The organism is Planktothricoides sp. SR001 (genome assembly GCF_001276715.1).
In the GTDB taxonomy this organism is placed as follows: Bacteria; Cyanobacteriota; Cyanobacteriia; order Cyanobacteriales; family Laspinemataceae; genus Planktothricoides; species Planktothricoides raciborskii.
The window spans coordinates 1-1,241 of sequence record NZ_LIUQ01000155.1 but is presented as its reverse complement, the minus strand read 5'-3'; the positions used below and the strand labels follow the sequence as shown (position 1 = coordinate 1,241).

The following is a 1,241-nucleotide window of genomic DNA, read 5'->3' as shown; positions in this document are numbered from 1 at the left end:
GATTAATGATTGGACGATTCAACTGATTAACTTGCAAGATAAAGGAATCATCCCTCAAGTGCCAGCCAATCCCTACAACACCGATTGGATTGTCAATTTAATGACGGCTTTGTCTCCCAGAAAAGAATATTTTGATTTCAAAGCCCTTCTGGAAGAATTTATTCCTTTTCAGGAAATCAACGAGATTATTGAGCCGAACAGCCCCGTCTTAGTTCTAGGCGCTTGTGATATCCTGGCGGGTGAGTTTAAAGACTTTAACTCTCGTCGCGGGGAAATTACCGTTGACGCGATTCTGGCTTCTGCGGCGATTCCGAATGTCTTCAAAGCCGTGCAAGGAATCTACTGGGATGGACTATTTTCTCAAAATCCGCCGGTTCGAGAATTAGTCGCCGATGTTTTGGATCAACGTCCTGATGAACTCTGGATTATTCAAATTAATCCAAAAACTCGGAACGATACTCCAAAAACCGCCGAAGAAATTCTAGATCGACGCAACGAACTCGCGGGCAACCTTTCTCTCTACCAAGAAGTGCGATTTATTGAATTGGTCAATGAATGGCACCGACAAGGAATGTTTAATGAAGAAGTTCAACAAAAGTATCGCCCCGTGAAAATTCGTTGGATTGATATGAGTCCCGATCTCTGTCAGTCCTTAGACTATGCTTCTAAGCTGAGTCGCTCTCGGTCATTTATTGATAAGTTGATGGCTGATGGGGAAAAACAAGCGGAACAGTTCTTAGTTCAACTTAAGATGGACACAGCAGTTCCTGTGTAAGTTTTTTGGGTTATAAATCAGGGGATGATTCGGTTATTTCAGAGAAGAGATCGCCAATCCTGAGAATCACAAATCACTTGTGATTACCTAGTGCCTAGGGATCGGCGGCGATGACCATCGATCGACCTTGAGAGATTTAATCTAAAATCAAAAATAGGTGGAAGGTTTTCACTGTAAATCCTGCCACCTATTTTTTACTTGATGCATTTAAATCGCTGATTTAATCACTAATTTTCTTGTGAAAATCAGGATAAGTTTTGCGATCGCCTGGTCTGACAACTTTACTTTCATTGTCAGTGGCCGTGACGTTTTCATACACTCCCTCATCCCGTTTCACCAGCTTGCTAAATCCCATACTCTTATAGTCACTATTAGAGGTGGGAACCACAACACTGGGGGCGGTGATTAACCGCCGAACTGGGGAATTTTCTGGAGTGTCTCCGGGATCGCATTTAGCCATTTGGCA

General features: G+C 42.9%; 2 protein-coding genes. One reads left to right on the top strand and one right to left on the bottom strand.

Annotated elements, in window-relative coordinates; all coding sequences use genetic code 11:
• On the top strand, window positions 1-775 hold a 775-nt coding region (locus AM228_RS34735; protein ID WP_054470503.1), incomplete at its 5' end, for a patatin-like phospholipase family protein.
• Window positions 776-995: 220 nt separating this feature from the next.
• On the opposite strand, the gene AM228_RS34730 is transcribed toward AM228_RS34735, so the two are convergent.
• The coding region (locus AM228_RS34730; protein ID WP_054470501.1) for a hypothetical protein at window positions 996-1,241 on the bottom strand (246 nt) is incomplete at its 5' end.